Origin of the sequence: Halanaerobium sp. MA284_MarDTE_T2, assembly GCF_003337245.1 — a bacterium.
In the GTDB taxonomy this organism is placed as follows: domain Bacteria; phylum Bacillota; class Halanaerobiia; order Halanaerobiales; family Halanaerobiaceae; genus QPJE01.
This window is the reverse complement of the sequence record NZ_QPJE01000001.1, coordinates 208,887-234,263: the sequence shown is the minus strand read 5'-3', so window position 1 is coordinate 234,263 and position 25,377 is coordinate 208,887. Positions and strand designations below refer to the sequence as shown.

Genomic DNA, 25,377 nt, shown 5'->3' with positions numbered 1-25,377 from the left:
TATGGAGGTGTAAGTATGGGAAAAATAAGAGTATATAATTTAGCAAAAGAATTAGATATGGACAGTAAGGATTTGGTGGAACTGCTAAAAGATTTAGATATAGATGTATCCAGCCATATGAGTACAATTACTGAAGAAACAGCCCAACTTGTATTAGGAATGTATAAGGATAAAAAAGAAAACAGTGACAAAGAAGATCTGTCTGATGAAGAAAGTAATGAAAAAAATACAGCAGAAAATAATGATAAAACAGAAGATGGAGAGGAAGAAAAAGCTATAGAAATAGAAACACCAATAACCGTTAGAGAACTTGCCGAAAAAATTGATAAAAATGCTAATAATATAATTGTTGAACTTATGAATTTGGGTATAATGGCCAATGTAAATCACCCACTTGATGAAGAAGTGCTTGACCTGCTGGCTGATGAACTTGGAATTTATTTTATCTATAAAACTGATAAAGAAGATTTTACAGAAGAAAGAGTTGGACCACAGATAGAAGATAGGCCTGAAGATCTACAGATGAGGCCGCCAATAGTAACTGTTATGGGTCATGTTGACCACGGTAAAACAACACTGCTTGATGTTATAAGAAAAACAAAAGTTGCTGCAGGAGAAGCAGGTGGCATTACTCAGCATATTGGTGCATATCAAGCAGTAGTAAATGACAAAAAAATAACTTTTATAGATACTCCAGGCCATGAAGCTTTTACAGCTATGAGGGCCAGAGGAGCTCAAATTACTGATATTGCAATACTTGTTGTTGCAGCAGATGATGGAGTTATGCCGCAAACTGTAGAAGCAATAAATCATGCAAAAGCTGCTGGAATACCAATTATCATTGCTGTAAACAAAATAGATAAACCAAATGCACAACCGGAAAGAGTAAAACAGGAATTAACAGAATACGGTCTTGTAGTTGAAGAATGGGGTGGAGATACTATATGTGTGGAAGTATCAGCCCTGCAGGAAGAAAATATAGATGAACTGCTGGAAATGGTGCTGCTTGTTGCAGAAATGGAAGAGTTGAAAGCAAACCCCCATAGACCGGCAGAAGGTGTTGTTATAGAAGCTGAGCTTGACAAAGGACGAGGAGCAGTTGCAACTGTGCTGATTAAAAATGGAACTCTCCACATTGGAGATGCCCTCTTAACTGGATCAACTTATGGCCGGGTTAGAGCCATGTTTAATGAAAGAGGAGAAAATATAGAAGAAGCCGGTCCTGCAGAGGCAGTTGAAGTTTTGGGATATAATGATGTTCCTCAAGCAGGAGATTTTGTGCAGGTTCTTGAAGATGAAAAACAGGCACGCAGTATAGCTGATCAGCGGCAGAACGATAAACGTCAGAAAGAAATTCAGCAGGATGCAAAGGTATCCTTAGAAGATCTATATAAGCAAATTCAGGAAGGTGACGTAAAAGAACTCAACATTATCCTGAAGGCTGATGTGCAGGGATCAATTGAGGCTGTAAAACAGTCCCTACTCCGTCTGGAAACAGATGAAGTAACACTCAACATAATACACACTGGTGTTGGAGGAATAAATGAAACAGATGTTAATCTGGCCAGTGCTTCTAATGCGATAATTATTGGTTTTAATGTAAGACCTGACAGCAATGCATTGGCTATGGCAGATAAGGAACAGGTTGACATTAGATTATACAGAGTAATCTACAAAGCGTTAGAAGATATAAAAGATGCTATGGCTGGTCTGTTGGATCCAGAATTAAAAGAAGTTGTTAAGGGCCGTGCAGAAGTTCGAGCAACATTCAAAGTACCTGGAGCTGGTATAATAGCTGGAGTTTATATTACTGATGGACTTGTAAACAGAAATTATGAAGTAAGACTTATTCGTGATGGTGTTGTAATTCATGAAGGGACAATTTCTTCTCTCAAAAGGTTCGAAAACGATGTTAGAGAAGTTAAATCCGGATATGAATGTGGTGTTGGAATTGAAAACTACAATGATATAAAAGAAGGAGATATATTAGAATTCTATACTTATAAGGAAATAAAAAGGTCCTTATAGAGGTGAAAAATTATGGCAAAAAATAGAACTGCTCGAGTTGGAGAATTGTTAAAAAAAGAAATAAGCCATATAATTCTGCGGGAGATGAAGGATCCCAGAATTGGATTTGTTTCTGTCACAGATGTTGAAGTCACAGGTGATTTGAGGCAGGCAAAAGTATTTGTTAGTGTTTACGGTTCTGATAAGGAAAAAGAAGAAACAATGGAAGGGCTGGATAAAGCAACCGGATTTATTAGAAAACTGGTTGGAGAAAGAATTAAAATTTATCACACTCCAGAACTGTTTTTTAGATATGATAATTCTATAGAACACGGTGTGCATATATCAAAAATAATTGATGATTTAAAAGAAAAGGGAGAAATCAAGGAGTCTAATAATGAAGGATAATTTGAAGAAAATTGCAGAAAAATTGCATGATAATCAGAACTTTATTATTACCGGGCATATAGATCCTGATGGTGATAGTGTTGGTTCTGTGCTTGCTTTAACAAGAATTTTAAAAAAGCAAAATAAAAATGTCAGAGCTTATCTTGATGACAGATCTCTGGCTTCTTTTTCTTTTTTGAAAGCAGAAAAAGATGAAATATTTGATGATGATTTTCTCAATACAAATAATCTTGTTGTAATTGCACTGGATTCTGGTACACTTGATAGGGCTGCATTAAAAGAACAAATATTTAAAACAGCTAAATTAACAATTAATTTAGACCATCATGCAGATAATACACATTTTGCAGATATTAATCTGGTTAATTCGGACAAAGCAGCAGTTGGTGAAATAATATATGATCTGGCAAAATTTATTAATGCAGATTTAAAAGATGAAAAAATTGGAGATGCTCTAGCTGTTGCAATTATTTCTGATACAGGAGCTTTAAGGTATGAAAATACTAGTTCAGATGTGCTGAGAATACTGGCTGAACTGATGGACAATGGAGTAGATATTTACAGAATAAACAAAGAGCTTTTTGGTTCCTATTCCTATGAATCACTTCTGTTAAAAGGGCTTGCATTGTCAACACTGACCCTCACTAAAAATGGAAAAATTGCCTGGCTTTATGTAGATCAATCCATGATATCTGAGGCTGGTTCAGATTATACAGAAGGCCTTGTTAATTATGCAAGAGACATTAAAGGTGTGGAGATAGGAATTTTCTTTAGTGAAGAAAAACCTAAAAGTACCAGAGTTAGTTTTCGCTCAAATTATTATGCTGAAGTTAATAAACTGGCAGCAGAATTTAATGGTGGTGGCCATGCACGTGCTGCTGGTGCAGAAATAAATCGTCCTCTTGAAATAGCAATATATGAAGTAATAAAGGCAGCTGGAAAATATGTCTAACAGCAGTGGAATCTTAAATATTTTAAAACCACCAGGTATAACTTCTTTTTCTGTGATAAGAATTATAAAAAAAATTTTTTATCAAAAAAAAGTTGGACATACTGGAACATTAGATCCTGCAGCAGCCGGTGTACTCGGTATCTGTCTGGGAAAAGCAACAAAGATTATTCCATATCTTGATGACAGTATAAAGACTTATATCTGTGAAATGGAGCTTGGGTTTCAAACTGATTCTCTTGATCTGGAAGGAAATGTAATAAAAGAGGACTTAAACTGGAGTAATCTGACTGTTGATAGGATAGAAAGTCTTTTCTGCAGTTTAAAAGGTAAACATAAACAGATTCCACCAATGTTTTCTGCCTTACATCACAATGGCCAGCGGCTGTATCATTTGGCACGCAGAGGAATATATGTTAAAAGAGAAAAAAGAGAAATTGAAATTTATAATATTAAATTAATAAATATATCATTACCTGTCATACGCTTTAAAGTGGTAGTATCCAGAGGCTGTTATATAAGATCACTTGTAAGAGATATAGGAATAGCTCTAAATTCCTCAGCAACAATGACCTTTCTGCTCAGAACACAATCAGGTAAATTTCATATTGCAGACTCACATATAATTTCTGATTTAAATAAAAAGGATAAAGTTTTAAAACCAATTTATTTACCACTTGATTTTCCCAAAGCAGTAATAAAACAGACTGCACACAATAAAGCAGTTAATGGTAATTTTCTTGTCAAAAATGATTTTAAAAAACTTCCCAAATCTTTAAAAATCAATGATAATTTGCTGGTCTTTTCTGATACAGATGAATTTATATCTATTAACAGAAAAATATACAAAGACGATCTATTAGTCTATCAACCAGAAAAAGTATTTATATAACAAATATTAGTGTAACGATATTTAGCTATGGAGGATATGTAATGAAAGTAATTACCAACCACAATTTTAAAAATTATAATAAAAAAAATACCTATCTAGCAATAGGTGTATTTGATGGTTTGCATAAAGGACATAAATTAATAATTAATAAAACTGTTGAAAATGCAAAAATAAACAGGGGTGTTTCTGGTGTTTTTTCTTTTTACCCACATCCACTCAAAATTATATCGGGTCAAAATATACCATCTGCTATTATTTCCAGACAGCAGAAAATAAATATTCTGGAAAAACTAAATGTAGACTATTATTTCGAGCAGGAATTTACACCAAGATTTGCTCAGCTTGAAGCTGAAGAATTTGTAAAAAAAGTACTTGTAAAAAATCTCAATGTTTCCTGTGTTGTTGTTGGTGAGGATTTTCGTTTTGGTCATCTGAACAGAGGAAATGTAGAAGTCTTAAAAAAAATGGGAGAAATTTATAGTTTTGATACAAAAATAATATCTCAACTTAACGCAAATAATGACAGAATATCCAGTACAAAAATTAGAAAATTGATTCAAAAAGGACATTTAACAAAAGCTGAAAATTTACTCGGTCGTCCTTATCAAATTTGTGGAAAAGTACATCATGGAAAAAAAAGAGGCAGGAAAATGGGAGTTCCTACAGCCAATATTTCTCTTGAAACAAATTATTCTCTACCTCCTGCAGGTGTATATGCAGTAAAAGTTTATATAAACGATAAAACTTATGCAGGGGCAGCAAATCTTGGATTTAATCCAACTTTTAAAGAAAAAAATATAAATTTTGAAATAAATATTCTTGATTTTAATAAAACTATTTATAATAAAAGAATTTGTGCTGATTTTGTTGAATTTATTAGACCAGAAATTAAGTTTGATTCTAGAAATGATTTAATTGAGCAGATGAAAGAGGATATTCTTTACACAAGAAATCTTTTGTGTTAAAATAATAAAGAAAGTTTTAATTTACCATTTGCTAGGTATGCGTACCTCCAACGTATTTCTTGGCTTATGGTTTATAAATAATCCAGGAGGTGATTTTTTAATGTTAAGTAAAGAAGAAAAACAAAGTATTATTGAAAAATATCAGAGAGAAGAAGGTGACACTGGTTCACCTGAAGTACAGGTTGCACTGCTGACAAAAAGAATTTCTCAGTTAACTGACCACTTAAAAGAACATAAAAGTGATTTTCATTCTCGCCGTGGTCTTTTAAAAATGGTTGGAACAAGAAGAAAATTATTGAGATATCTTCAGAACAATGATATAGAAAGATATCGTAGTTTAATTAAAGAACTTGGTATTCGCAGATAATGGCGAATTTTTAAAGAGCGGGGGACTCCCGCTCTTTAATTTAATAAATATAACTTTATTTTACAAAGATAACGTCAAATAAAATATAATTGTTGCCATTAATATTTTTAAAAAAGCTATTAGATTTGACGTAATGGTTACAAAATAAGGAGGCAAAAATATGAAAGAATGGAATTTAGACTTTGCCGGTGATAATTTAAATATTCAGACTGGCAAACTGGCCAAACAGGCCAATGGTTCTGTTGTAGTTCGCTGTGGAGACACTCAGGTTCTCGTCACGGCAACTATGGATGAACCAAGACCGGGAATGAATTTTTTCCCACTGTTAGTTAATTATGAAGAGAGAGTTTATGCAATTGGAAAAATACCTGGGGGTGTTCTCCGGAGAGAAGGAAGACCCCGTGATGAAGCGACACTTGCCGCTCGAGTTATTGACCGCTCTATAAGACCATTATTTCCAAAAGGTTTTAGAAATGATGTGCAGATAGTTGCAACAATTCTTTCTGTAGATGATGATTATGACCCTGAAATTCTGGCGTTAAATGGAGCATCAGCAGCTCTTATGCTGTCTGACATTCCCTTTGCAGAAGCAGTTGGTGGAGTAAAAGTTGGTCTTGTAGATGGAGAATTAATTGTTAATCCAAATGAAGAAGAAAACAAAATTAGTGATCTCGAATTAACAGTTGCTGGAACCAAAAATGCAATTATGATGGTAGAAGCAAGTGCAAATGAGGTAGATGAAGAAATTATTTTAAAGGCAATGGAACTTGCACATGAAGAAATCAAAAAAGTTATTGAACTGCAAAATCAGATGAGAAAAGAAGCTGGAAAAGAAAAAATGCCTTTTGAAGAACCAACTGTTGAAGCAGATCTGCAGGATAAAGTAGAATCTATTCTTGACGGACGCTTAAAAGAAGCTGTACAAATAAAGGAAAAAATAGAAAGAAATGATATGATCAGTAAATTAAAAAATGAACTTAAAGAAAAATTAAATCCAGAAGAAGATGAAAATATTGATTCTCAGATTGATCTGGCATTCGAAAAAATGATTAAAAAATCAGTAAAAAGTCTTATTCTGGATGATGGTATCAGACCTGATGGAAGAAAATATGATGAAATTAGACCTATTTGGTCAGAAGTTGGTTTTGTGCCAAGAGCTCACGGTTCCGGTGTCTTTACAAGAGGACAAACACAGGCATTAAGTGTTTTAACTCTAGGAGCTTCAAGTGATGAACAGATTTTATTTGGTTTGGGCGAAAAAGAAACAAAAAGATATATGCACCACTATAATTTCCCATCATTCTGTGTTGGAGAAACCAGTCCAATGAGATCACCTGGTAGAAGAGAAATTGGTCATGGTACTCTTGGCGAAAAAGCACTGCTTCCAGTTATTCCTTCAGAAGAAGAATTTCCTTATACAATAAGAATTGTGTCAGAAGTGCTAGAATCAAATGGATCTTCTTCACAGGCCAGTATATGTGGGAGTACTCTATCTTTAATGGATGCTGGTGTTCCAATTAAAGCACCTGTAGCAGGTATTGCAATGGGACTTATGAAAGAAGGAGATAATGTAGCAATACTTTCTGACATTCAGGGTTTTGAAGATTTTTATGGAGATATGGATTTTAAAGTAGCCGGTACTGAAGATGGAATAACTGCACTGCAGATGGATATGAAACTCAAAGGATTATCCTTTGATATATTAAAAAAAGCTTTGGAAAAAGCCAAAGAAGGTAGAATGTATATTATGAGTAAAATGCTAGAGGTTATACCAGAGCCTCGTCCAGAATTATCAGAAAATGCTCCTGCAATTATTACTATGAACATTGATCCAGAAAAAATTAGATTTGTTATAGGTCCTGGTGGAAAGATGATTAATAAAATTATTGATGAAACTGGAGCCAGTATTGATATAGAAGATGACGGCCTGGTAAAAATTATGACTGATAACCAGGAAAGTGGAGAAAAAGCAAAAGAAATGATTGAACGTCTGACTAAAGAAGTTGAAGTTGGTGAAATCTATCAGGGTAAAGTTAAAAGAATTATGAACTTTGGCGCCTTTGTAGAAATTCTGCCAAATAAAGAAGGACTTGTTCACATTTCTAAATTAGCTGACCACCATGTAAAAGAGGTTGGAGATGTTGTTTCGGTCGGAGATGAAATTCCTGTGAAAGTTATTGAAATAGATAATCAGGATAGAATTAATTTATCACTTAAAGATGCTAAAAAAGAGTTAGAAAACAAAGAATAAACAGCAGTACTGTAATAATGCTGGAAAATGTATCCGGGGCAGGAAGTAGTATTGGAGAAAACAAAGATGAACATGCTCATATAGGTGAGGGAAAAATAGGCAGAAATGGATCTGCAAATATTATAAATCATCCTAAATTAAAGAATATTCCATTTAATCTAGAAACCCCATGGTTTAATGATAGACCTGATGAAGATAGAATTCTTCTAAAAAATCTTAATAAAAGTCAGGAGGAATAAAAGTGCAGGCCAGCTCTGAACTATTAATTAATGTAAAAGGTAAAATTAAAAATGAAATTGATAATGCATCTGGAAATGAAATCTTTATACGAGCTAAATTATCTGAAAAAAAAGATATAATAGAGGATTTTGAAGTGCTGGCACGTGGTAATAGTTATTCTGCTCCAGCAGTAATTAACAATCTTATGGCTGGAGAAATGATTATTCATAATCACCCCTCTGGAGATTTAACACCTTCAGCTGCAGATATCAGACTTGCTTCAAGAATGGCTCAGCGAGAAGTTGGATTTGCTATAATTAATAATAGTGCAGACAACATTTATGTAGTTGTAGAAGCTGGAACAGCAAAAAAAATTAACCAACTAAACGAGGAAGAAATTCTATCTTTTTTTAAAAAAAACAGTAAGCTATCTGATAATCTAACTAATTTTTCAGAAAGGAAACAGCAGCTGCAGACAGCAGCTGAAGTTATTGATTCTTTTAATAGCAGCAAATATTCTTTTATAGAAGCAGGTACTGGTACAGGCAAATCTTTTGCCTATCTTATTCCTGCTCTTTTTTGGAATAAGATAAATAGCACCAGAGTTGTTGTATCAACAAATACAATTAATCTGCAGGAACAGCTGATAAATAAAGACCTTGTTTTGCTGAACAGGGTTCTTCCTTTTTCTTTTAATTCTGTATTAGTAAAGGGAAGAGGCAACTATTTATGTTTAAGAAAATTCAGAAATTTTAAGAAGGACTTTAAAAATAAAAATGAAAACTCCGTTAAAGATAAATTATTTGTTCAGCTTGTAGACTGGAAAAATACCACAAAAAGTGGTGAAAGATCAGAAATTAAATTTCCACTCCCGTCAGATATCTGGATGGATATTGCTTCAGAAAGTGATCTGTGTTTAAAAAGCAAATGTCCCTATTTCAGCAAATGTTTTTTTATGAATGCACGAAAAAAAGTTTTTACAGCAGATATTTTGATTGTAAATCATCATTTACTTCTTTCAGATGCAAGACTTAAGCAGGAAACAGGTTCAGTAGATAGAGGAATACTGCCAAATTATAACAACCTGATTATTGATGAGGCACACAATATTGAAGAAATTGCAACAGATCATCTGAGCTACAGTGTTTATTCAGCCGTTATAGAAAAATGGCTGAACAGATTAAGTGGAGAAAAAAATTCTCTGCTGTCAGTCATACGTGAGGACATTAATTTATTTGCAGCTGATCAGGAAAAAGAAAAATTAAGAAATATGCTTGATCAAAAAATTATTCCTTTAACACAAAAAGTTCGAGATATTTATCCACAGTACTTTAATTTTCTTTCAAATTTGATTAAGGATAAAAATATGAAAATAATTGTTGATGAAAAGATTAAAAAAAGTGAAGAGTGGCTAGAAATAGTTGCAAATGGAAGAAAATTATCAGGATTTATAAAAAATATTGCAGGATATCTTCAGCTCATATATAATAAACTTTATTTAAACCTTGAAGACAATCTTGATGAAAACGAAATGAAACTTACATCTGTAATCGACCGTTCTCAGGATCTCGTTAATAGAATAGATTTCAATTTAAACAGTGATGATAGTGATTATGTTTTCTGGATTGAATCTGGATATTTTAGAGGTAAAAGTCAGCTTGTACAGCAATCAGCCCCGATAGAAGTTGGCAAATTTCTGCCCGATTTGCTGTGGAAAAAAATGAACAATATAATATTTACATCCGCTACTTTAACAGTTGCCGATTCATTTGATTATATAAAAAATAATACAGGTATTAATGATTGTGCTGAACTGCAGGTGGATTCACCTTTTGATTACTCCAAACAGGCTGAATTAATAATTCCCAAAAAACATCCCGAACCCGGTAAAAAAAATTTCCTTAATACTGTCAAAGATAATTTATCCAGATTGATTTTAAAAAGCAGAGATTCTACTTTAGTTTTATTTACATCTTATAAAATGCTGGATTACTGCTTCCAAAATTTAAAAGAAGAATTTAATGAAAATGGAATAAGAATTCTTTCCCAATCAGAACTGAGCAGAAAATTTATAATTGAAGAATTTAGTTCTTCTTTTAATACTGTTATTTTTGGAACTTCAAGTTTTTGGGAAGGAGTCGATCTTCCTGGTTCTCTTTTAAAATACCTAATAATGGTCAAATTACCATTTCCAGTACCGGGAGAACCCCTTTATAAAGCTAAAGAAAAGCGCCTCAGGGAAAAAGGGCAAAATCCTTTTTATAATTTATCTTTACCAAAAGCAGTTATAAGATTTAAACAGGGGTTTGGCAGGTTGATCAGAACTAAAAACGATAAAGGGCTTATAATTTTATTTGACAGGCGAATAATAAATAGAAAATACGGTAGAGTTTTTCTGCAGTCACTTCCTGCTGGTTGTCCTATAAACGAACTATCTATTGATGAAATCTGCAAAAAAATAGACAGAAATGGAGTAAAGTTAGATGAAGGGTAAATATTTTAGTACAGTATTTTTTGTTTTTTTATTAGTTTTTAGCTCTAATTATACTGCTGCTCTAGAATTTAAACTTGTATATGTTGTACAGGATGGAGATACACTTTCTGAAATAGCAGAAGATTTTTCAATGTCAGTTAAAAAACTTAAAACATCTAATAATATTGAGTCTGATACTGTTATAAAAGTGGGAGATGAACTTATAATTCCAGAGATAAAAGAAAAAAATGGAAACTGGGAGTATAAAATTTTTTCTGATATAAAATCACCTGAAGAAAAATTATCTTTTCAGACAAACAGCCATTTTGCTGTACGCGTTGATCCAGGTTTTAAACTACCTGATGTAAATATTCCTGCTGACAAATTAATTGATTATTATGTCAGTCGTGGAGATACTTTATATGATTTAGCCAGAGATTTTAATACGAGTATTGGAGTTATTATGGCTTTAAATGATCTACAGCAGAGTAGTTTAAGAATTGGTCAAAAAATAAAATTACCGGTACATAATTTAACTCCTCATCAAATTTTAGGAAAAACTGTCAGCAAACAGGAGCTCAATCTGCTGGCACGAGCTATTTATGGTGAAGCAAGAGGTGAACCATTTATAGGTCAGATTGCAGTTGGAGCTGTAATTATTAACAGAGTTTTAAGCAGTCAGTTTCCTAATACATTTGCAGAAGTAATTTATCAAAATGGGCAGTTTTCTTGTGTATCAGATGGACAGATTAATTTAAGGCCCAATAACACTGCCTTCAGAGCGGCCAGAGAAGCAATTAATGGTAAAGATCCTACAAAAGGAGCATTGTATTTCTATAACCCTAAAACAGCTGCAAATAAATCCTGGTTTAAAAGCAGAAGAGTTATAGTTGATATAGGGGAACATGTTTTCACAAAATAGAGGTGATTTTTTGTCAAAAAAAATTAACATTATATTTATAACGGAACCTGGGGAAACAGCAGTATTTTTTCGTCCACCATATGGTGAATATAATAATACATTGATAAATATTGCCAGCCAAGCAGGATATCAGATTGTTCCTCTGTCTGAATTGATTTTTAAAAATGATTATAAAATTAAATCATTTGATGAACTGCAGTATCAAATTTCTGGAGGTGAATATAAGTGAAAATAAAAGTTCAAAAAGTTAATAAAGATGTTAAACTCCCTAAATACCAACATAAAGGAGAAGACTGTGGATTGGATCTTCATTCAGCAGAAAGTACAGTTATTTCTCCAGGTGAATATAAAATAGTAAAAACCGGTATAAAAATTGCTGTACCGCCAGGATATGGAGCTTTTATTTATCCAAGGAGTGGTTTAGCTCTTAAACACGGAATTACTGTTTTAAATGCTGATGGAGTTATTGACCCTGGCTATAGGGGAGAAATTGGTATTATACTCATCAATCACGGAAAAAAAGATTTTAAAATTAATTTTAATGATCGGATAGCACAACTTATTATTCACCACACTTTTGACATTGACTGGGAGGAAGTTGATAACCTCTCCAGTACAAATAGGGGTAGAGGTGGATTTGGTCATACAGGCCATAAAAATTAGAATTTTTATGGCCTGTAATTCGATTCTATTTCTCTTTTTTTCTTTAGTTGATATAATTTTTAAATTACATATAATTGAATTATAATAAAAAATAGGATAAGAGGTGGAATTATGAGATATAAAACTATTGAATTTAAAGAAAACAAATTAATTTTATTAGATCAGAGAAAACTGCCGACAGAAGTTAAATTTTTTGAATGCAGTAATTATAAGGATGTAGAATTTGCGATTTCTAATATGGTAGTAAGAGGAGCCCCTGCCATAGGTGCGGCTGCTGCTTATGGATATTATCTTGCAGCTGAAGAATTTTCTAATTTAGATAAAAATAATTTCAAAAAAGAATTAAAAAAAGCGGCAGACTTCCTTGTTGATGCAAGGCCAACTGCTGTAAATTTAAGCTGGGCGGTAAATATTATGTATCAGTTAACAGAAGAAAATGATGACAGGAATGTTGAGGATATTGTAGATCTTCTTTATAAAAAAGCCTGCCAAATTGCTGAAGAAGATATTAAAATAAATAAACAAATGGCTGAAGTTGGAAATAAAATTATTCCAGAAGGTGCTGTTATTTTAACTCACTGCAACACTGGTGCACTGGCTACTGTTGATTATGGTACAGCTCTGGGGGTTATCAGAGAGGCACATTTCAGCGGCAAAAACATTAAGGTTTTTGCAGATGAGACAAGACCTCGTCTTCAGGGAGCAAGATTAACAGCTTTTGAACTTGTAGAAGAGGGAATTCCATCTACATTAATAGCAGATAGCGTTGCAGCTACTCTAATTCGAGATGGAAAAATAGATGTTATTTTAACCGGTGCAGATAGAGTGGCTGCTAATGGAGACAGTGCAAATAAAATTGGAACTTATATGCTTTCTGAGATTGCAAATAAATTTGACGTTCCTTTTTATATTGCTGCACCACTTTCCACAATTGACAGGGATATCAACAGTGGAGATGAAATAGAAATAGAAGAAAGACCTGATAGAGAAGTAACCCATATTGAGGATGTTCAAATTGCCCCAGCGGGAATTAATATTTATAATCCGGCTTTTGATGTTACCCCTGCAGAAAATATTAGTGGTATAATTACAGAAAAAGGCATAGCCAGAAAACCATTTAAAGAAAGTATCAATTCTTTATTCAAAAAATAACAACAGGAGGAGATAACAATTAAGGCACTATTTTACAATGGAGAAAATCTTGAATTTATAAACAGAAATATTCCACAGCCTGATAAAGATGAAGTCCTAATAAAAGTTAAAATGGCAGGTATCTGTGGAACTGATTTAGAAATACAGGCAGGATATAAAAATTTTGTTGGGATACCTGGTCACGAATTTGTGGGAATCGTGGAAAAAGATCCCTCCTGTAAATTTACAGATAAAAGAGTTACAGCAGAAATTAATATCCCCTGTAATGACTGTTATTTATGCAAATCAGGGAAAAAGAATCATTGTGTTAACAGGAAAGTTGTGGGAATGCTAAATAAAGATGGTGCATTTTCTGAATATATGACAATAAAACGCGAAAATTTACACGTTATTCCTGAAAAAGTGAGTGATCTGGAAGCAGTTTTTATTGAACCACTGGCAGCTGTTTTGGAAATTCCAGAAAAAATTCATATTAAATTGACAGACAGTATAATTGTTTTAGGTGATGGCAAGCTTGGTCTTCTTACAGCTGTTACCTTACATCATCTTGGCTATAATATTAGTATTATCGGCAAACATCAACAAAAACTCGCTATAGCTGCTGAATATGATATTCCTGCATTTTTATTAAATGAAAATACGGAAAAATATGATATTGCAATCGACACAACCGGTAGTAAAAGCGGCATTCGGGATGCTCTAAAAGCAGTTAAACCGGAAGGAACAGCTGTTTTAAAAACAACTGTTGCTGATAAAACTTTTCTTGACCTCAGTCAGATTGCAGTTAATGAGTTATCAATTATAGGTTCCAGATGTGGTCCTTTTGCAGCTGCTATTCGGCTTCTTTCCCTACATGATTTAAAGTTACATAAACTAGTTGAAAAAATATTTAATTTTGATAATGCACTAAAAGCTTTTCAATATGCTGAAGAAAAAGGACCTCTAAAAATAATTCTGCAGTTTTAAATGATAAAGATTAAGTTTTAATGTTTTAGACTTTTTTTGATTTTAAGTCAGATTCTCTGAAAATAATTTTATTTGAAAGGAAATACTTATGATTAACTTTAATGTTCCTTCAACTTCAGCTAATTTAGGTCCTGGATTTGACACTTTAGGTCTTGCTTTAAATTTATTCAATAAATTTGAAGTAAGAAGCAGACCCGATAAAAAAATAAATATTTCGGTTATTTCTAAAAATAATAAAGTAAACTTTGATGATGCTGACAATCTTATTTTAAATTCTTATTTAAAATACTATGAATACATAAACAAAAAAATAGATGGAATCGATATTACAGAAAAAATGAACTCACCACTAGCAAGGGGAATGGGAAGCAGTGCTTCTGCAATTGTAGGAGGCCTTTTTTCTGCTGCCTGGAATGCAAAATCTTTGATTTCAGCAAAAGAATTCATTGACCTGGCTGTGGATATTGAAGGTCATCCTGATAATGTAATTCCTGCTATTTTTGGCGGTCTGGATATAAATTATAAAAAAGGTGACCGATTTTCTTATCATAAAATAAATATACCTGAAGAATTGAAATTCATAGTAATTATCCCGGACTTTGAATTAAAAACTTCAGAAACAAGAAAAATATTACCTAACAGATTGGATTATACTTCTACTGTTTTTAATCTGGGCAGGATAAGCCTTCTAATTACTGCATTTTTAGAAAAAAATTATTCTCTACTGGCAGAAGCAATGGAAGATAAACTGCATCAGCCATTTAGATCAAAATTAATTCCTGGTTTTGAACATGTAATTAAAACTGCAAAAAAGGAAGGTGCTTTTGGAGCATCTTTAAGTGGGGCAGGCCCTACAGTTATTGCTGTTACAACTTCAAATGAAAATCTTATCGCAGATGGTATGATTTCAGCATTTTTAGATCATAATGTTACAGCAGAGAAATATATATTAAAAGGATATAATATTAGCCTGTACAAAATTATTGAAAATATTATAGCTGATAATAAAAAAGGAGGTAATTAATAGTGATTAGCATTGCTCTGCTCGGTTTTGGTACAGTTGGGAGCGGTTTTTATGAAATTTTAAAAAGAGAAGAAGAAAAAATTGAAGAAAAAATTAATGATAAAGTATCTATAAAATATATTTTAGTAAATGATCTGAGCAAAAATAGAGAGCAGATTTCTTCTGATACAATAGTAACCGACAGTTTTGAAAAAATTATAGCTGATGAAAATATAGATATAATTATTGAATTAATTGGTGGAGAAACACCTGCTTTAGATTATATAAAAAGATCGTTATCAGCAGAAAAAATTGTTATAACAGCTAATAAACTGTTAGTAGCAAATTATTTTAAGGAATTAATAAAATTGGCTGAAAAAAACAAAACTCATATTTTTTTCGAGGCAAGTACTGGTGGAGGTATACCTGTCATCAATATGGTAGAGGACTATCTTGCAGGAGATAAAATAAATGAGCTGCACGGTATTTTAAATGGAACTACAAATTACATATTATCTGTTATGGAAAAAGAAACTGTAAGTATGCCAGAAACCATCAAAAAAGCTCAGGCATTAGGGTATGCAGAACAGGACCCAAGTTCTGATCTGGGAGGATTGGATGCTCTTTACAAAATAGTTATTCTGGCCAATCTTGCCTTTTCCTGTGCTGTTAATCCAGAAGATATTTACTGTAAGGGTATTAAAGGTATTACAAGCTATGACATTATGTATGCAGAAGAATTGGGATATAAAATTAAATTGATTGCAGCTGCTAAAAGAGAGGACAGCGGCTTAAGAATTTTCGTTAGTCCATTTCTAATCAAAAAAGATGATGATTTTGCTTCTACAGTTGGTGCAGATAACTCTTTAGAAATTAAATCAGAAAACCTCAATCACCTATTTTTAAAAGGACCCGGTGCAGGTAAATTTCCAACTGGAAATGCAGTAATTTTTGATTTGATAAAAGCTTCACGCTTTTTACTTGGTGATTATAAAAAAAGCCGAAGCAAAAAATTTAATAACATAAAAATTAATCGAAAATCTGATTTTAAACAGTCTTTTTATATTAGACTTCAAATTGAAAAAAATGATAGTATAATAAAAAATATTAAAAGCATGTTTGACGAAAGCAATCTTGCTGACATGATTCTTAAAGATGGAAGTTCAGATACACCTCTACTTCCTCTAATAATTTTAACCAGAAAAATTTCCATTCAAAAAATCGAAAAATTTATGGAATATGTTGAAAATATTAATGGTGTATTAACTATAAACAATATAATACCACTAAAAGAATAATAAATTATATTTAACAGAGCGGAATAAAAAAATATATTATTAGATGTTTCAAAAAATAGTTTATAGAAAATGAAGTTTTTAAGGAAGGTGTTTTGATTGTCTCTTATAGTACAAAAATATGGAGGAAGTTCAGTTGCAAATACAGATTTAATTAAAAATGTTGCAAAAAGAATTGTAAGCAATTACATATTGGGTAATCAGATGATTGTAGTTGTTTCTGCAATGGGTAATACAACAGATCATCTGATAGATCTGATGAATGAAATTAGCAGTGATCCTGACCCGCGTGAAGTTGATATGCTGCTTACAACTGGAGAACAGGTTTCGATAGCACTGCTTACTATGGCTGTCCAATCCCTAGGCTATCCTGCAATTTCATTAACAGGAAGCCAGATTGAAATTAAAACAGACGAAAAACACAATAGAGCAATGATAAAAGAAATAGACACACGCCGCATTTTAAAAGAATTAAATCAGGATAAAATTATTATTGTCGCCGGATTTCAAGGAATAAATGACAATCATGATTTTACCACCTTAGGTCGAGGAGGTTCAGATACCACAACAGTTGCTTTAGCGGCAGCTATGGAAGCAGATAGATGTGAAATTTATTCTGATGTTGATGGTATATATACTGGAGACCCCAGAATTATAAAATCCGCCAGTAAACTTAATTATATTTCTTATGAAGAGATGCTGGAACTGGCCAATCTTGGTGCAAATATTCTCCATCCCCGTGCTGTAGAACTAGCAAAAATCTATAATGTAGATTTATATATTGCTTCCAGCTTTAATAAAAAAAGAGGAACAGTAGTTAGAGGAGTTGAAGATATGGAAGGTAAAAAAAATGTAGTTGGTGTAACCTGTGATCTTGAAGATATTAAAATTACAGTTGAAAAAGTTCCTGATAAACCCGGTATTGCAGGATTTTTGTTTTCTTCTCTTGCTGATAAAGGTGTAAATGTTGATATGATTATTCAGAACCTTCAGCGTGATAATCTAAATGATATAACTTTTACTATTAAGAAAAATAATGTAAATAAAGTCAAAAAAGTTTTGGCTGATATTAAAAATGAGCTTAACTATAACAATTTAGAAATTGATACAGAAGTTGCAAAAATATCTATTGTAGGTGCCGGTATGAAATCCACACCGGGAATTGCAGCCCGAATGTTTAAAGCTCTTGGAAAAAATAATATTAACATTGAAATGATAACAACCTCAGAAATAAAGATATCATGTTTAATTGAAAGGAATATGGTTGATGGAGCACTCAACATACTGCATGAAGAGTTTGAATTAGATAAAATTAATGATTAAAAATTAACAAATGAATATTATTAAATTTTGCAAAAATTTACTTTTTAGATTATAATAAAATTAAAATATATGAGGGGGTAATTTTTAATGGCTGTAAAAAAAGCTGGTGAAGTTTATTGCTGTGAAGTCTGTGGTAATGTAGTTGAAGTAAAAGAAGTAGGTGGAGGAGAACTTGTTTGCTGTGGTCAGCCAATGAAACTGCAAGAAAATTAAAAACTAAACTTACCCGGAGAAAAGCTCCGGGTTTTTATTTGTATTGATAAGACAATTTTTTTAACTAATATCTTTTTTTAAGAAAATAAAAATTAAATTTGATATGATAAATTTTTCTTATAAAAAAGGAATTATCTTATCTTACGAGAATAAAATATATTACGAGAATAAAATATTTCGAAGAAAAAACAGGAGGGTTTTTGGTGGATTATTATTCTAAAGAAAAGATAAAAAATATACTCAAAGAAAATATTGAAAATTATAATGATGTTACTGTTATGGGATGGGTTAGAACAAAAAGAGTTTCAAAAAATATAGCATTTTTAGAAGTTAATGATGGAAGCAGTCTGGAAAATTTGCAGATTGTAATTCTGGATCCCGAAAAATTCCCTTTAGAAGATATTAACACTGGTGCCAGTCTTAAAATCAATGGATATATTGACAAAGTTGAAGGTAGAGAGCAGAATGTAGAGATGAAAGCTGAAGAAATTGAATTAATTGGTGAAGCTCCTTCAGATTATATTCTCCAGAAAAAAAGACACAGCTTTGAATTTCTGCGGGAAATTGCACATTTGCGTGCTAGAACAAATACCTTTGGTGTTGTAAATAGATTTAGAAGCAAAATGTCGTTTGCTGTACATAAATTTTTCAATGAAAGAGATTTTTATTATATTCATTCTCCTATTATAACATCTGGTGATGCTGAAGGAGCAGGGGAAATTTTTAGGGTTACTACTCTTGACCTGAACAATATTCCCAAAAAAGAAAATAACCTTGTTAATTTTGAAGAAGATTTTTTTGGAGAAGAAACTGGTCTGACAGTAAGTGGCCAGCTTGAAGCTGAACTTATGGCATCTGCGTTAGGTGATGTTTACACTTTCGGTCCTACATTTAGAGCGGAAAATTCGAACACATCAAGACATGCTTCTGAATTCTGGATGATCGAACCAGAAATGGCATTCTGCAATTTAGATGAAATGAAAGTACTTATAGAAAATTTCATTAAATATTTATTTAGATATGCACTTGAAGAAACAGATGAAGAAATGCAGTTTTTTAATAAGTGGATTGATAAAGGAAGAAGAAATAAAATTGCCGATATTATTGATTCAGATTTTGGCCATATAACTTATACTGAAGCAGTAAATATACTGGAAAAATCAGGTAAAGATTTTGAATATCCTATTTACTGGGGAGTAGATCTGCAGTCTGAACATGAAAGATATTTAACTGAACAATATTTTAAAAAGCCAATTATGGTTACTGATTACCCTAAAGAAATTAAAACTTTTTATATGAGGCAGAATGATGATAATAAAACTGTTGCAGCTGTTGATTGTCTTGTTCCAGGTGTAGGTGAAATAATAGGCGGCAGTCAGCGTGAAGAGCGCTATGATGTTCTGGAAAATAGAATGAAAGAATTAAATATGGATCTGGAAAAATATCAGTGGTTTTTAGATATAAGAAAATATGGTTCAGTGCCACACTCAGGTTTTGGTCTGGGATTTGAAAGACTTTTAATGTATTTATCGGGAATGCAGAATATAAGAGATGTTATACCATTTCCCCGTACACCCGGTAATGCAAAATTTTAGTCAGGAGAAGTCCAAAGTAATGAATAATAAATTAAACTACAATCTAATTATTACAGCAGTTTTTATATTTATTTTTTTAATAGCAGCAGCAGTTTCCGCAGATAATCACTCTATTAAGTCAAATGTCATTGTTTTTGGGGGAGAACCTGAAGGAGTTGCTGCTGCATGTGCATCTGCCCGTGCCGGCATGAATACAATAATTATTATGGAAAGAGAGAATCCTGGAGGTTTAATGACATATGGAGCGCTCAATTTTCTGGACTTAAACTACAATAAAAATGGTAAAAATATTAATAAAGGTTTTTTTAATGAATGGCACAAAATGATAGGTGGAAAAATTTCTTTTGATCCTCTAAAAGCAGAAAAAGCTTTTTGGAGGTTGCTCAATAATGAAAACAATATTGAAATTTTAAATAATGCCAGATTAAAAAAAGTTACAGTAAAAGAAAATAAAATTGAAAATATAGTAATAATTAAAAATGGTATACGAAAAACGCTAAAAGCAGATATAATTATTGATGCTTCTCAAGATGGAAAACTGGCAGCAGAAGCAGGAAACCCCTACTTTTATGGTCAGGAAGATATTAATATACCAAATAGAGTAATGGCTTCTACTCAGATATTAAAATTTAAAAATATAAATTATCATAAATTATATAAAAGTATTAAAAATAAAGAATTTTCTGATACCTATATTAATGAAAATCACGCCTGGGGTTTTCCTGATTTTGGAAAAAAATATATGCCGGTGGATGATATGCTGAAATTAAGAGGTCTTAATATAGTATTTACTGAAAATAGAAAAACAGCATATATTAATGCTTTACTCCTTTTTAATGTTAATCCACTTGATCCTCAATCAGTTGAAAACGCTAAAATAGGAGCCCACAGAGAAGCAGACCATATTTTGAAATATTTAAATGAAAATTTGCCTGGGTTTTCTAATGCTGTTCTGGCTGATTTTCCATCAGAACTTTACAGAAGAGAAAGTCGTCATTTTTTGACCAGGTATCAGCTCAGTGTTAAAGATCAGTTTATGCAGCGGATATTTAAAGACACAATTACCATTGCTTCTTATCCACTTGATTATCAGGCTTCTGGTAAACAATATCCTGGATTTGTGCTTTTTAATCCAGAATATTATGCTGTCCCACTCAGGTCATTATTATCTATCAACATAAATAATTTAATGATAGTTGGAAGAAGCAGTGGCTATAGTTCACTGGCAGCATCAAGTGCTCGTGTAATCCCTGTAGGAATGAATACAGGACAGGCGGCTGGTATCGCTGCTGCTGAAGCTGTAAAAAATAACTTGGAACTAATTGATATTGTATATGACAAAAATATATTAGAAAAAATAAGACAGAGTTTAAATATTGATTTAAAAAAATATCCTCAAGAAAAACCTCTTATCAGCGATGAAAAGGTTCTCCCATATTTAACCGAATTATTATCCTGGGGAATTAGTATTGGAGGATATAGTAATGATTTTAAATTAGAAGATAAAATTAATGAAAAAACATTTACTGCTATGATTCTTAAGGGGATGCAGAGAAAAGAAACTGAATTATTATATGAATGGGTTCCGGGAAGTCTGGAAACTTTGAGTAAAAATAGAAATTTAACATCTCAAAATGCCTTAAAACTATTATTAGCCGCCATGAGTAGACCTGTTCTGAAAATAAATCCAAAAGATTATTTTGCTCTTGCCGACAAATTAAACATTATTCCTGCAGAGATTAGAGATGTTTTTAAAAAGAATTCTGTGCTCCAAGGGCGGGAAGCAATAATTTTGGCAGGTCATTTTATAAATCAGTTTGAAACTCCGGAAAGACTAAAGTATATCAGAGGTGAATATTTTGACTGATTCAAATTACATTACATATTACCCTTCACCATTAGGACTGCTGAAAATAAAATTTAATATTTATGGGCTGGTTGGTATTGATTTTGAGGAAAAACTTAAAGAAATAAAAAGCAACTGTAAGGCGAACTTTTATCAGGATAAAAGACTTCTCCGTAATTATAATTTAATTTTTGATCAGTTAAATGAATATTTTACAGGTAAAAGGCATATTTTTGATTTACCACTTATTTTAGATGGTTCAGAATTTGAAATGAAAGTATGGAGTTATTTAATGAAAATACCGTATGGGAAAACAGCTGCATACAGTGAAGTGGCCAGTTCTATAGGCCATCCAAAAGCTGCTCGGGCAGTTGGTAATGCCAATAAAAAAAATCCTATAGCTATTGTAATACCATGCCATAGAGTGATTGGAGCTGATGGAAGCCTGCACGGTTATGCAAGCGGTGTATGGAGAAAAAAATGGCTTTTAAAACATGAATTAAAAAACAGTATCAAACTAGAAAGGAAGAACTGTCTTGTCTAAAGAACTACCCAAAAGAAGTGAATTATCGGAAAAATATAAATGGAATCTGAAAGATATTTATAAAAATGATGAACAGTGGGAAAAAGAATTTACTACACTACAGCAGGATATAAAAAATACGACAGAAATAAAAGCAAACATTATATCTGATGAAAAAAATCTTTTAAATGGTCTGGAAACAATATTTAATATTGAAAAAAGAATTTCCAGACTCTATACATATGCACATATGAAATATGATCAGAATACTAAAAAAGAAAAATATCAAAACTATAATAACAGAGCCATGATGCTTTATAATCAATTTTCTAACTTTGTATCTTTTTTAGTTCCCAAAATACTGGAATTAGGAGAGAAAAAATTAAATAATTATCAAGATAAAGAAGAAGATCTAAAACTATATCAGCATTTTTTTGACAATATTTTAAGGCAAAAAGATCATTACCTTTCTGAAGAAGAAGAAAAAATAATTGCACTGACAGGTGATTTAACTCAAGCTCCAGAAAGCATCTTTAGTATGCTGAATAATGCAGACCTGGAATTTCCAATTATTAAAGATGAAAAAGGTGAAGAAAAAAGACTTACACACGGTCGATATATTGATTTTTTAAAGACACAGGATAGAAGTGTCCGCAAAAATGCATTTAAGGCAATGCACCAGGAATATGAAAAACTGGAAAACACCTTTGCGGCGGTACTTAATTCATCTGTGAAATCTGATATTTTTTATGCAAAGGCCCGGAAATATAGTGATTCTTTAACTGCATCACTTGATAATGATAATATTGATGTCAAAGTTTATAATAATCTGCTGGAAACAGTAGAAAAAAATCTTGACCCACTACATGAATATATGGCATTAAAAAAAGAAATTTTAAATCTGGATGAACTTCATATTTATGATACCTATACACCTCTTATTTCCAGTGTCAATTTACAGTACAAATATGAAGAGGCAAAAGAAATTTTTAAAAAAAGTATTTCACCACTGGGAAAAGATTATTTAAATATAGTTAAAAATGGGTTAAACAGCAGATGGATTGATGTTTATGAAAATGAAGGCAAAAGATCTGGTGCATATTCAAGTGGCTGTTATGGTGTACACCCTTATATTTTGCTAAATTATACTGAAGATATAAGCAATTTATTTACACTTGCTCATGAAATGGGACATGCAGTACACACCTATTATTCCAACAAAAATCAGCCTTATATATATTCAAATTATAAAATATTTGTTGCAGAAGTGGCTTCAACTTTAAACGAAAATCTTCTTGTTGATTATCTGCTTGATAATGCCGATAAAAAAGAAGAAAAACTGTACCTTTTAAATCACTTTTTAGAAGGATATAGAGGTACTGTTTACAGGCAGACAATGTTTGCAGAATTTGAAAAAATTATCCATGAGATGGTAGAAGCATCTGAACCATTAACTGCCCAGAGTCTAAAAAATTTATATAAAAACCTCAATACAAAATATTTTGGAAAAGTATTAACCACAGATAAAGAACTCGATGTAGAATGGGCCAGAATTCCTCATTTTTACTACAACTTTTATGTTTATAAATATGCTACAGGATATTCAGCTGCAGCTGCGCTGGCAGAAAAGATATCTAATGAAGGTAAAAATGCATCTGAAAAATATATAAAATTTTTAAAAGCAGGTGGAAGTGATTATCCGCTCAATATTTTAAAAAAAGCAGGAGTCGATATGACAGTTCCTGATCCTATCAAAAAATCCGTAAATCGATTTGAACACTATCTAAAAATGCTTAAGGAATTAATATAAAACATGTCGTGCCTGGCCTGTGATTATTCAGCCAGGCATTTTGCAAAATAGACTTATAAATTATTTTTCGCAAGATTTAGAAAAACTATTAGATTTGACGTAACGTAAAATTATAGAGGAGTGATTAATATGAAAGAAATAATTACAAAAAAAGCTGAAAATTTACGTGAAGATATTGTTTCAACTATTCAGGAATGGATTAAAATCCCAAGTGTTGAAGGTGAACCAGCTGATAATATGCCGTTTGGTAAGAAAGTACACAAAGCTCTTACAGCTGCTTTAAAAAAAGGAGAAGAGCTGGGATTTAAAGTGAAAAATGTAGATAATTATGCTGGACATATAGAAATTGGTGAAGGAGAAGATATACTTGCAGTCCTCTGCCACCTGGATGTAGTTCCAGAAGGAAGTGGCTGGACATATCCGCCATATGCAGCTGAAATACATGATGGGAAAATATACGGTCGCGGAACAATAGATGATAAAGGACCTGCTGTGGCAGCATTATATGCACTAAAGATTGTAGATGAATTGGATATAAAATTAAATAAAAAAGTAAGACTTATACTTGGTACAAACGAAGAATCAGGAATGAAAGGAATTGATTATTATCTAAAAAAAGAAAAAATGCCTGACCTTGCCTTTAGTCCTGATGCAACTTTTCCTGCTATATATGCTGAAAAAGGAATACTTGATCTTGAATTTACGTACCCCCTGAAAAAAAGTAATTCCAGTGTCAGTATTTTATCTATAAAAGGTGGTAGTGCCAGAAATATGGTACCTGACTTCTGTGAAGTAAAATTGGAAGGTATTGATAAAAAAACAGCTGAAAATCTTTTATCAGATCTTGATTATGATAAAGGTGCTTTAAATTTAGAAGAAAACAATTCTATTTTAACTGCCAGCTATAAAGGTGTTTCAGCCCATGGAAGTACTCCTCAAGAAGGAGTTAATGCTATTTCTAGATTACTAAGACTACTGCCTGTTTTAGTAAATGATGACAACCCTGCTGCTGAATTTATCAATTTTTACAACAAAAAAATTGGATTAGAATCTGATGGTAAGTCAATCGGCTGTGCTGATAATGATCAGGTTTCCGGTGATCTTACTTTTAATGTTGGAGTTATTGATCTTGATACTGATAAAGTTAAATTTTATGTAAATATTAGATATCCTGTAAGTTCAGATGGAGATAAAGTTATTAATGATATTAAAGAAAGTATCCCGAAAAAATTAATTGTCAAAAAATATAGTGAAGCAAAACCTCTATTTGTAGAAAAAGATGATCCATTTATTGTAACTTTAATGAATGCCTATCGAGAATTTACAGGTGATGATAGAGATCCTATTGCAATTGGTGGAGGAACATATGCTAGAAAAATGAAAAAAGGAGTTGCCTTTGGACCTCTATTTCCTGGTGAAAAAGAGCTGGCCCACCAAAAAGACGAATTTATTTCCATTGATAATTTAATTAAAAGTACTGCAATTTATGCTAAGTCAATAATTGACATTGCTGGTGCAAAATAGTTGGTTTTAAA

At 32.2% G+C, this 25,377-nt stretch carries 22 protein-coding genes and 1 pseudogene; all 23 read left to right on the top strand.

Annotated elements, in window-relative coordinates; all coding sequences use genetic code 11:
* The first annotated feature begins 15 nt into the window (after positions 1-15).
* The 23 genes and pseudogenes from infB (at position 16) to pepV (ending at position 25,366) form a co-directional block, all read left to right on the top strand.
* Entirely contained in the window at positions 16-2,028 is a 2,013-nt protein-coding gene (gene infB, locus DFR78_RS01110; protein ID WP_114457031.1) for a translation initiation factor IF-2, read from the top strand.
* Between the two features lie 12 nt (positions 2,029-2,040).
* Positions 2,041-2,415: a 30S ribosome-binding factor RbfA gene (gene rbfA, locus DFR78_RS01105; RefSeq protein WP_114456995.1), complete on the top strand. Its 375-nt coding sequence runs from the start codon at positions 2,041-2,043 to the stop codon at positions 2,413-2,415.
* Entirely contained in the window at positions 2,405-3,367 is a 963-nt protein-coding gene (locus tag DFR78_RS01100; RefSeq protein ID WP_114456994.1) for a bifunctional oligoribonuclease/PAP phosphatase NrnA, read from the top strand. The genes rbfA and DFR78_RS01100 overlap by 11 nt, the downstream gene beginning before the upstream one ends.
* Positions 3,360-4,256 carry a tRNA pseudouridine(55) synthase TruB gene (gene truB, locus DFR78_RS01095; protein ID WP_114456993.1) on the top strand — a complete coding sequence of 299 codons (897 nt, stop codon included), beginning with the start codon at positions 3,360-3,362 and terminating at the stop codon, positions 4,254-4,256. The genes DFR78_RS01100 and truB overlap by 8 nt, the downstream gene beginning before the upstream one ends.
* A gap of 41 nt (positions 4,257-4,297) precedes the next feature.
* Positions 4,298-5,221 (top strand): bifunctional riboflavin kinase/FAD synthetase, encoded by a 924-nt coding sequence (locus DFR78_RS01090; protein WP_114456992.1) that lies wholly within the window; start codon positions 4,298-4,300, stop codon positions 5,219-5,221.
* Positions 5,222-5,321: 100 nt separating this feature from the next.
* Positions 5,322-5,588 (top strand): 30S ribosomal protein S15, encoded by a 267-nt coding sequence (gene rpsO, locus DFR78_RS01085; RefSeq protein ID WP_114456991.1) that lies wholly within the window; start codon positions 5,322-5,324, stop codon positions 5,586-5,588.
* 160 nt (positions 5,589-5,748) lie between these two features.
* Positions 5,749-7,839 (top strand): polyribonucleotide nucleotidyltransferase, encoded by a 2,091-nt coding sequence (locus tag DFR78_RS01080; protein ID WP_114456990.1) that lies wholly within the window; start codon positions 5,749-5,751, stop codon positions 7,837-7,839.
* Between the two features lie 50 nt (positions 7,840-7,889).
* Positions 7,890-8,078, top strand: a pseudogene (locus DFR78_RS01075) (endonuclease); the annotation flags it as partial.
* A gap of 2 nt (positions 8,079-8,080) precedes the next feature.
* A complete protein-coding gene (locus DFR78_RS01070; protein ID WP_114456988.1) occupies positions 8,081-10,552 on the top strand; it encodes a helicase C-terminal domain-containing protein in 2,472 nt (823 codons plus the stop codon).
* Positions 10,542-11,453, top strand: coding sequence for a cell wall hydrolase (locus DFR78_RS01065; RefSeq protein WP_114456987.1), 912 nt, complete (start codon positions 10,542-10,544; stop codon positions 11,451-11,453). Before DFR78_RS01070 ends, DFR78_RS01065 begins: the two co-directional genes overlap by 11 nt.
* Positions 11,454-11,463: 10 nt before the next feature.
* Positions 11,464-11,682 carry a polysaccharide deacetylase family protein gene (locus tag DFR78_RS01060; RefSeq protein WP_147267742.1) on the top strand — a complete coding sequence of 73 codons (219 nt, stop codon included), beginning with the start codon at positions 11,464-11,466 and terminating at the stop codon, positions 11,680-11,682.
* A complete protein-coding gene (gene dut, locus DFR78_RS01055) occupies positions 11,679-12,116 on the top strand; it encodes a dUTP diphosphatase (protein ID WP_114456985.1) in 438 nt (145 codons plus the stop codon). The genes DFR78_RS01060 and dut overlap by 4 nt, the downstream gene beginning before the upstream one ends.
* A gap of 111 nt (positions 12,117-12,227) precedes the next feature.
* A complete protein-coding gene (gene mtnA, locus DFR78_RS01050; protein WP_199505516.1) occupies positions 12,228-13,268 on the top strand; it encodes an S-methyl-5-thioribose-1-phosphate isomerase in 1,041 nt (346 codons plus the stop codon).
* 12 nt (positions 13,269-13,280) lie between these two features.
* On the top strand, positions 13,281-14,234 hold the full coding sequence (locus tag DFR78_RS01045; RefSeq protein ID WP_369834873.1) for an alcohol dehydrogenase catalytic domain-containing protein: 954 nt from the start codon (positions 13,281-13,283) through the stop codon (positions 14,232-14,234).
* 88 nt (positions 14,235-14,322) lie between these two features.
* A complete protein-coding gene (thrB, locus tag DFR78_RS01040; protein ID WP_114456982.1) occupies positions 14,323-15,258 on the top strand; it encodes a homoserine kinase in 936 nt (311 codons plus the stop codon).
* 2 nt (positions 15,259-15,260) lie between these two features.
* On the top strand, positions 15,261-16,535 hold the full coding sequence (locus DFR78_RS01035) for a homoserine dehydrogenase (RefSeq protein WP_158531684.1): 1,275 nt from the start codon (positions 15,261-15,263) through the stop codon (positions 16,533-16,535).
* A 96-nt stretch (positions 16,536-16,631) separates the two neighbouring features.
* Positions 16,632-17,855: an aspartate kinase gene (locus DFR78_RS01030; RefSeq protein ID WP_114456980.1), complete on the top strand. Its 1,224-nt coding sequence runs from the start codon at positions 16,632-16,634 to the stop codon at positions 17,853-17,855.
* An 87-nt stretch (positions 17,856-17,942) separates the two neighbouring features.
* Positions 17,943-18,068 carry a desulfoferrodoxin FeS4 iron-binding domain-containing protein gene (locus DFR78_RS01025; RefSeq protein ID WP_114456979.1) on the top strand — a complete coding sequence of 42 codons (126 nt, stop codon included), beginning with the start codon at positions 17,943-17,945 and terminating at the stop codon, positions 18,066-18,068.
* Positions 18,069-18,271: 203 nt separating this feature from the next.
* Entirely contained in the window at positions 18,272-19,663 is a 1,392-nt protein-coding gene (gene asnS / locus DFR78_RS01020; RefSeq protein ID WP_114456978.1) for an asparagine--tRNA ligase, read from the top strand.
* A 19-nt stretch (positions 19,664-19,682) separates the two neighbouring features.
* Positions 19,683-21,530 (top strand): FAD-dependent oxidoreductase, encoded by a 1,848-nt coding sequence (locus DFR78_RS01015; protein WP_114456977.1) that lies wholly within the window; start codon positions 19,683-19,685, stop codon positions 21,528-21,530.
* Entirely contained in the window at positions 21,514-22,053 is a 540-nt protein-coding gene (locus tag DFR78_RS01010; RefSeq protein WP_233486929.1) for a methylated-DNA--[protein]-cysteine S-methyltransferase, read from the top strand. Before DFR78_RS01015 ends, DFR78_RS01010 begins: the two co-directional genes overlap by 17 nt.
* Positions 22,046-23,842 carry an oligoendopeptidase F gene (gene pepF / locus DFR78_RS01005; RefSeq protein WP_114456976.1) on the top strand — a complete coding sequence of 599 codons (1,797 nt, stop codon included), beginning with the start codon at positions 22,046-22,048 and terminating at the stop codon, positions 23,840-23,842. The genes DFR78_RS01010 and pepF overlap by 8 nt, the downstream gene beginning before the upstream one ends.
* Positions 23,843-23,971: 129 nt before the next feature.
* Positions 23,972-25,366, top strand: a complete 1,395-nt coding sequence (gene pepV / locus DFR78_RS01000; protein ID WP_114456975.1) for a dipeptidase PepV — start codon at positions 23,972-23,974, stop codon at positions 25,364-25,366.
* The last annotated feature ends 11 nt before the right edge of the window (positions 25,367-25,377 follow it).

Bases quoted from the DNA above. Each gene is read 5' to 3' on its own strand.
- infB (WP_114457031.1), top strand. From the start codon at position 16: ATGGGAAAAATAAGAGTATATAATTTAGCAAAAGAATTAGATATGGAC.
- rbfA (WP_114456995.1), top strand. From the start codon at position 2,041: ATGGCAAAAAATAGAACTGCTCGAGTTGGAGAATTGTTAAAAAAAGAA.
- DFR78_RS01100 (WP_114456994.1), top strand. From the start codon at position 2,405: ATGAAGGATAATTTGAAGAAAATTGCAGAAAAATTGCATGATAATCAG.
- truB (WP_114456993.1), top strand. From the start codon at position 3,360: ATGTCTAACAGCAGTGGAATCTTAAATATTTTAAAACCACCAGGTATA.
- DFR78_RS01090 (WP_114456992.1), top strand. From the start codon at position 4,298: ATGAAAGTAATTACCAACCACAATTTTAAAAATTATAATAAAAAAAAT.
- rpsO (WP_114456991.1), top strand. From the start codon at position 5,322: ATGTTAAGTAAAGAAGAAAAACAAAGTATTATTGAAAAATATCAGAGA.
- DFR78_RS01080 (WP_114456990.1), top strand. From the start codon at position 5,749: ATGAAAGAATGGAATTTAGACTTTGCCGGTGATAATTTAAATATTCAG.
- DFR78_RS01065 (WP_114456987.1), top strand. From the start codon at position 10,542: ATGAAGGGTAAATATTTTAGTACAGTATTTTTTGTTTTTTTATTAGTT.
- mtnA (WP_199505516.1), top strand. From the start codon at position 12,228: ATGAGATATAAAACTATTGAATTTAAAGAAAACAAATTAATTTTATTA.
- thrB (WP_114456982.1), top strand. From the start codon at position 14,323: ATGATTAACTTTAATGTTCCTTCAACTTCAGCTAATTTAGGTCCTGGA.
- DFR78_RS01025 (WP_114456979.1), top strand. From the start codon at position 17,943: ATGGCTGTAAAAAAAGCTGGTGAAGTTTATTGCTGTGAAGTCTGTGGT.
- DFR78_RS01015 (WP_114456977.1), top strand. From the start codon at position 19,683: ATGAATAATAAATTAAACTACAATCTAATTATTACAGCAGTTTTTATA.
- pepV (WP_114456975.1), top strand. From the start codon at position 23,972: ATGAAAGAAATAATTACAAAAAAAGCTGAAAATTTACGTGAAGATATT.